The 5,756-nt window shown below is 45.1% G+C and carries 6 protein-coding genes; 1 reads left to right on the forward strand and 5 read right to left on the reverse strand.

Annotated features, from left to right (window positions below):
• Window positions 1–213 precede the first annotated feature (213 nt).
• From CAG69_RS13860 to CAG69_RS13880, 5 genes are all read right to left on the reverse strand, one after another.
• On the reverse strand, window positions 214–984 hold the full coding sequence (locus CAG69_RS13860; RefSeq protein WP_161444731.1) for a sulfite exporter TauE/SafE family protein: 771 nt from the start codon (window positions 982–984) through the stop codon (window positions 214–216).
• Between the two features lie 81 nt (window positions 985–1,065).
• The gene (locus CAG69_RS13865; protein WP_134646561.1) at window positions 1,066–1,581 is read right to left on the reverse strand and encodes an adenylate kinase; all 516 of its coding nucleotides are present in this window, start codon (window positions 1,579–1,581) and stop codon (window positions 1,066–1,068) included.
• A gap of 277 nt (window positions 1,582–1,858) precedes the next feature.
• On the reverse strand, window positions 1,859–3,385 hold the full coding sequence (locus CAG69_RS13870; RefSeq protein ID WP_005388177.1) for a tripartite tricarboxylate transporter permease: 1,527 nt from the start codon (window positions 3,383–3,385) through the stop codon (window positions 1,859–1,861).
• 19 nt (window positions 3,386–3,404) lie between these two features.
• On the reverse strand, window positions 3,405–3,899 hold the full coding sequence (locus CAG69_RS13875; RefSeq protein ID WP_048626438.1) for a tripartite tricarboxylate transporter TctB family protein: 495 nt from the start codon (window positions 3,897–3,899) through the stop codon (window positions 3,405–3,407).
• Window positions 3,900–4,138: 239 nt separating this feature from the next.
• Entirely contained in the window at window positions 4,139–5,110 is a 972-nt protein-coding gene (locus CAG69_RS13880) for a tripartite tricarboxylate transporter substrate binding protein (RefSeq protein ID WP_005395072.1), read from the reverse strand.
• 259 nt (window positions 5,111–5,369) lie between these two features.
• On the opposite strand from CAG69_RS13880, the gene CAG69_RS13885 reads away from it, so the two are divergent.
• Window positions 5,370–5,756, forward strand: a 387-nt coding sequence (locus CAG69_RS13885) for a GFA family protein (RefSeq protein WP_161444733.1), incomplete at its 3' end; no start/stop codon positions are given.

Here is a 5,756-nt window from a genome sequence, read left to right on the forward strand (position 1 = left end):
ATCCTGTACAGCGACGGAGGAGCGTGATACAGGATCTTCTATCCGAGCCCTTTATGGTCAAAATTGTTTCATTAGCCGCTCAGCGTACTGCTATTAGATACCTAGTCACGCCCAGGCTCGCTGTAATGACACAAAAACCTCGCTAAGCGATCAGCATTAATCTTTCGCGATGGCGTTTTTTGTAGGGGTGTTATCTACTTGTGCAAGCTTTGTTTAAGCATAAACATCAATGAAAAAGTAGATAGTGATGAGAACAGAAGAAAGAGCAACAAACCCTTTAACATGATTGGGATTAAGTTGACGAGATACACGAGCTGCAAGATAACCACCCACCAACGTACCGACCAAAACAACGCTACCTGTGCGCCAGTCAATGGAACCATTCGCAACAAATATCACGATAGCAATGAGTGAAACACACGTAGATACCAGCAATTTCAAACCGTTCATTAAATTAATGTCTTGGTGACCCGCTACTACCAGATAACTCAGAACAATAACCCCTAAACCTGCGTTGAAAAAACCACCGTAAGCAGAGACACCAACAAGTAATAGACCCAAAGCGATTGCTCCGAGTATTCCTGCGTGTTTGTGCTCTTTCGCGACAGTTTTGATAAGCATTGTTAAACGAGAACCAGTCAGGAAAAGCACGGTGGCAAACAAGAGTAGCCAAGGAATGGCTTCCAAAAATAGCGATTCTGGTGTGTTGAGCAGCAGATATGCTCCGACAGCGCCACCTACTAAACTGAATGAGACTGTGAACAACAGTTCTTGCTTGTTCTTCATGATCTCTTCTCTGAAGCCTACGGCTCCGCTAATGTACCCTGCACATGAAGCATAAGTATTTGTTGCGTTGGCCATAATTGGAGGCACACCAACCGCCAATAGGGCCGGAAAAGTAATAAAGCTTCCGCCTCCCGCAATGGAGTTAATGATCCCACCAACTACGCCGGCAACGAATAAAAGCGCTAGTTCTAAAAGCATAAACAATCCTTGTTATGTTCTTTTTCATTGTTAGAGCTTTAGATGGCCCATCCCACATGCTCTAGTGTCCTGATATGAAGTTTACTTTACCCGCTCTAAAACAAAATTGTTCAGTTCTGTGACGTTTTTGATGACATGAACGGTTTTACTTTGAGAGTACCCTTCGAGACGAGACATAAAGTCATCATTCCAGAATGCAGGGCATTGCTGAAGAACTTTGTAGCTTTGTAATGTCCCTTTCAATACCGAACTGCCATCAGGCCAACCTTCGGGTTTAATGAATAGTCCTTTAAGGAGACGTTTCGTCACAAACCAATAGCTTACGGAGTATGGTAGATCAATATAAACGAGAGTATCGGCTGCATCTAAACGAGCATTAAAGGAGCTGATAGGCCCCAGACCATCTATGATCCAACGATCTGAGTGAAGTATATTGCTATGTGCTTCATCAAAAACGTTACGCTCAATGGGCTCACCGTTTGGTTTATAGACTATGGAATCTAATTGATGAAGAGGGAGAGCGGTAGCAGACGCGATTGCTTTACTTACCGTCGATTTTCCGCTGCCGGGCTTACCAAAAACCGCTACTTTTTGCATGTGAACGCCTCCAAGAGAATATTTCCCATACGGCAGAGACAGAAAACCCACCGTTATGGGTGGGTTCGATAAATATTGAGCGCATCAAATATCCCACCATTCCTATGGAATGATGATAATTCGTTGGTTAAGTTGCGCTAAGTGTGTATTCATGCAACTACTCTTATATATAGGCGATGACTTGTCAATATTATTTTGCTTAATAAGCGAACGATTTGATAGGAGAAAGAAAAGCCATCGCGATGGATGGCTTTATCTAGGTTGAAAGAGACAGCTATTACTGCTCAACGCTGACTGGCTGTGCTTTAAACTTTTGAATCAGCTTTACGATTAGTGGACTTGCCAGTACCAATACGGCCAAAACAGTAAAGGTAAGGGTAATAGGGCGCTCCCATAGGAAACTCAATTCGCCGTCTGAAATCATTAATGCGCGGCGTAAGTTCTCTTCCATTAATCCCCCAAGGATGAAACCCAGCAATAAAGGCGCAAGTGGGAAGTTAGCGAGTCGAAGTGCAATGGCAGCCATAGCGACAATCAGCATCACGAACACATCCATGGTATTGAATGAGACCAAATAAACTCCGGTGATTGAGAAGAATAAAATCATCGGCAGAAGTACCGTTCTTGGAACCGCCAAAAGCTTTGAAATGTACGGAATCAACGGTAAGTTCAGGATCACGAGTACGATGTTGCCGAAGTACATGGAAATGATCACCGACCAGAACACGTCTGGGTGCTCAACAAACAGGCGAGGGCCTGGCTGAATACCGTAAGCGATCAGCGCACCGAGCATTATTGCTGTTGTACCAGAACCCGGAATACCAAGCGTTAGCAGTGGAACAAATGAACCACTAGACGCTGCGTTGTTCGCTGATTCTGGCGCGACCAAACCACGGATACTGCCTTTACCGAACTCATCCTTTTTCTCTTTAGGTGCGAGGTTACGCTCCATACCGTAGCTTAAAAAAGCAGCAATAGTTGCCCCTGCGCCAGGAAGAACGCCAGTGAAGAAACCTAATATTGAAGAGCGAATTGAAACAGGCGCAACATCTTTGATTTCTTCCTTGGTCACTTTCATTGAGCCAATGTTGCTCAGCTTTTCCTGTTCTTCATCGCTGGTGTCTTTTGATGGTTTAAGAATGCCCATCAGCGTCTCACCCAGTGCGAATGTCGCCATTGCAAGCAACAAGAAGCTAAAGCCATCCATTAAATCCGTTAAACCGAAGGTAAAGCGTTCAACGCCTACGCCTTTATCGATACCAACTGTAGATAGCATCAAACCAAGAATGGTCATCATCCACGCTTTGATGACCTGACCTTTCCCCGCAAAAGCAGCGACTGCTGATAACCCAAGCAGCATCAACGCAAAATAGTCTGACGATTGGAAGCTAAGTGAAACGCTAGCCAATGCTGGTGCGGCAACAAGTAACATAATGGCAGATAGCGTACCGCCAGTAAAAGAAGAATAAGCTGCCAAAGCTAATGCTTTACCTGCTTGGCCTTTTTGAGCCATTGGGTATCCGTCGAATGCTGTCACCACGGTTGAAGAACAACCCGGCGCGTTAATTAAAATCGACGACGTAGAACCACCAAATACCGCACCGTAATAAACACCCGCCATCAAAATAAGGCCAGAGGAGGGCTCTAGGCCATAAGTAATTGGGATCATCAAAGCAATGGCTGAGATCGGTCCAAGCCCAGGTAACATGCCGATAAATGTACCGACGAAACAACCAACGATCACCATCATGATGTTCATTGGCATTACTGCAGTGGATAAACCTTGTAGAATTCCATCTAACATAATTCAGTCCTTTCTTTGACTACCAGATGGTGAAAATCAAACCCGGTTCGAGATAGATGTCCAAACCTTGAGTGAGTAATAAATAGAACGCGATCACGAATGGAAACGACGCGCCGAACAGAACGGGTTTACGTCTTTCCCCCAGCAGATAAAAGCCAGCCAATAAAAAGAAGCCAGTAGCTATAACAAAGCCTAGGTAAGTCAGGCCCACGCCGTAAAGCGCCATCAAAACCAAGAAAGCGATCAGCAACTTCCAATTAAAGGTCAGCACCGCGCCACTTTGTTTATCTGGTTGTCCTGTTACCAGTAATAACAAAGAAAGGCCAGCACCGACGTAAGTCAGGATGGTTGGCAAAGTACGTGCGGTGAACGGTTCGTATTCATCACCAGGGAACAATGGAATTTGCGAGGTTTGATAACCGTAGCAAAGACAGAAGAGTAGAAAGATCATTGCGCCGACACGGTCACGACAGAGCAAATATTCTTTGGTGAAAAAGTTGGTTGAACGAGACATATTCAACTCCTAACAAAAATAAAAAAGACCGCATATGGACGTTAATGAATAAACTAAACCATTAACAATTAAGCATTTCGCTGCTAGTCGAGCTGCTTTGGGTATATAAACAAAGGAGTGTGCATGCCGATTGTCGACAATATCCATATACGGTGAAACTTAGAGTGCAAATACAGTTGGGGAAATACCAACCCCACGTTATTGGGTGAGGTTGGAATCTGAGGGACCCAGTTCGACTGTTACTTTAGGAAGCCTAACTCGCGCATTAAGTCACCCATTTGCTGCTCTTGCTCTTCAAGGAACGCGAAGAACGCTTTGTCCGCCTTGTAGTTGTCTATCCAACCATTGCGGTCACGGACGACTTGCCATTCGTCAGTGTTGTACATTTTGGTAAATGCTGCATTCCATTCATCCAGCTTTTCTTGGCTAGTACCTGGTGCAGCAAAGAATCCACGCCAGTTAGCGAAGACCGTTTCGTTACCATATTCTGTTAGCGTAGGGATGTTTGGTGCGGCTTCTAGGCGTTTTGGTGCAGTTACCGCTAGCACTTTGACTTGACCAGATTTTGACATCTCCAGTACTTCACCTAGGCCCGTAGAGAGCAGTTGAGTTTCGCCTGAAAGAAGGGCTGCCATGGCTTTACCGCCCGCATCGTAAGCGATGTAACGAACTTTACGCGCATCAAATCCTTCGCCTTTAAATGCGGCGGCAACGACGAGGTGGTCCATCGAGCCACGAGCAGAGCCACCCGCAATTTTCACTTTGCGAGGGTTAGATTCAAATGCTTTTACTACGTCTTCCCAAGAATTGTATGGCGAATCAACAGAGGCTACGATGGCACCGTAATCCGCAATGGTGGCTGCAACGGGAGTGAGATCTCTAAAGGATTGAGGGAAAATACCTGTTAGAGAGCGAACGACGATCGGTGTTGAGTTCACCATCAGCGTATCTTCTTGGCGATCTGCCGTTTCAATCAAGTGCGCAATGGCTTTACCGCCGCCGCCACCAGAAAGGTTTTGGAAAGATACCGTCTCAACGATGTCTGATTTGAGTAGCACATCACCTGTACCTCGTGCGGTCATGTCCCAGCCGCCACCGGCACCTCCAGGGATCAAGAAATGCATTTTTTCTACATCAGCAGCAAAAGCGTTAAATGAAAATGAAGCTGCGATGATCGATGCGGCGAGCGTTGGTTTGATTACCTTTAACATGTTCACGTTCCTTATGTTGGTGACTCTATTTTTTGATGAGTCTTATTTTTGTTTCAGCTTTTAACTCGAACTGGATGCTGATGTGTCAAAGGTTAATCAAGTGTTAAATTGATGTCTTTAAAACGTCGATAAAGAGAATATTGAGCATAACGGATATTTTGTTCATAAAGTTCACGCTGAAAAATTGGTTGCACATCACGCGTGCGTGCTAACAATTGCGTCATAATGGAATGACATCAAACGAATAAGGAAACAGAGAATGAAAGGGACATGTTTGTGCGGCGCTATTGAAGTGACCGCAGATGCTAAGAATGAAGTGAGTCTATGCCACTGCTCGATGTGTCGAAAATGGTCGAGTGGAGCACTCCATGCTGTGCATTGTGGTCCTAACGTAACGTTTAAGGGGGCCGAGCCAAAGCGTTATCAATCGTCTGACTGGGCGGTGAGAGGTTTTTGTGGCGAATGCGGCACAAACCTTTTCTATCATTTGTTACCGACAGGCGAGTACATTCTCTCCGCTGGTTTGTTCGACAATCCAGATTTCAAACTCTCATTAGAGATCTTTACCGATGAAAAGCCCGCGTATTATGACCTCAATCCCACCTCACAAAAGATGACATCGCAGCAAGTTTTTGAGCAATTTTCA

Source organism: Vibrio sp. V43_P6S15P86, assembly GCF_009904725.1.
In the GTDB taxonomy this organism is placed as follows: Bacteria; Pseudomonadota; Gammaproteobacteria; order Enterobacterales; family Vibrionaceae; genus Vibrio; species Vibrio diabolicus.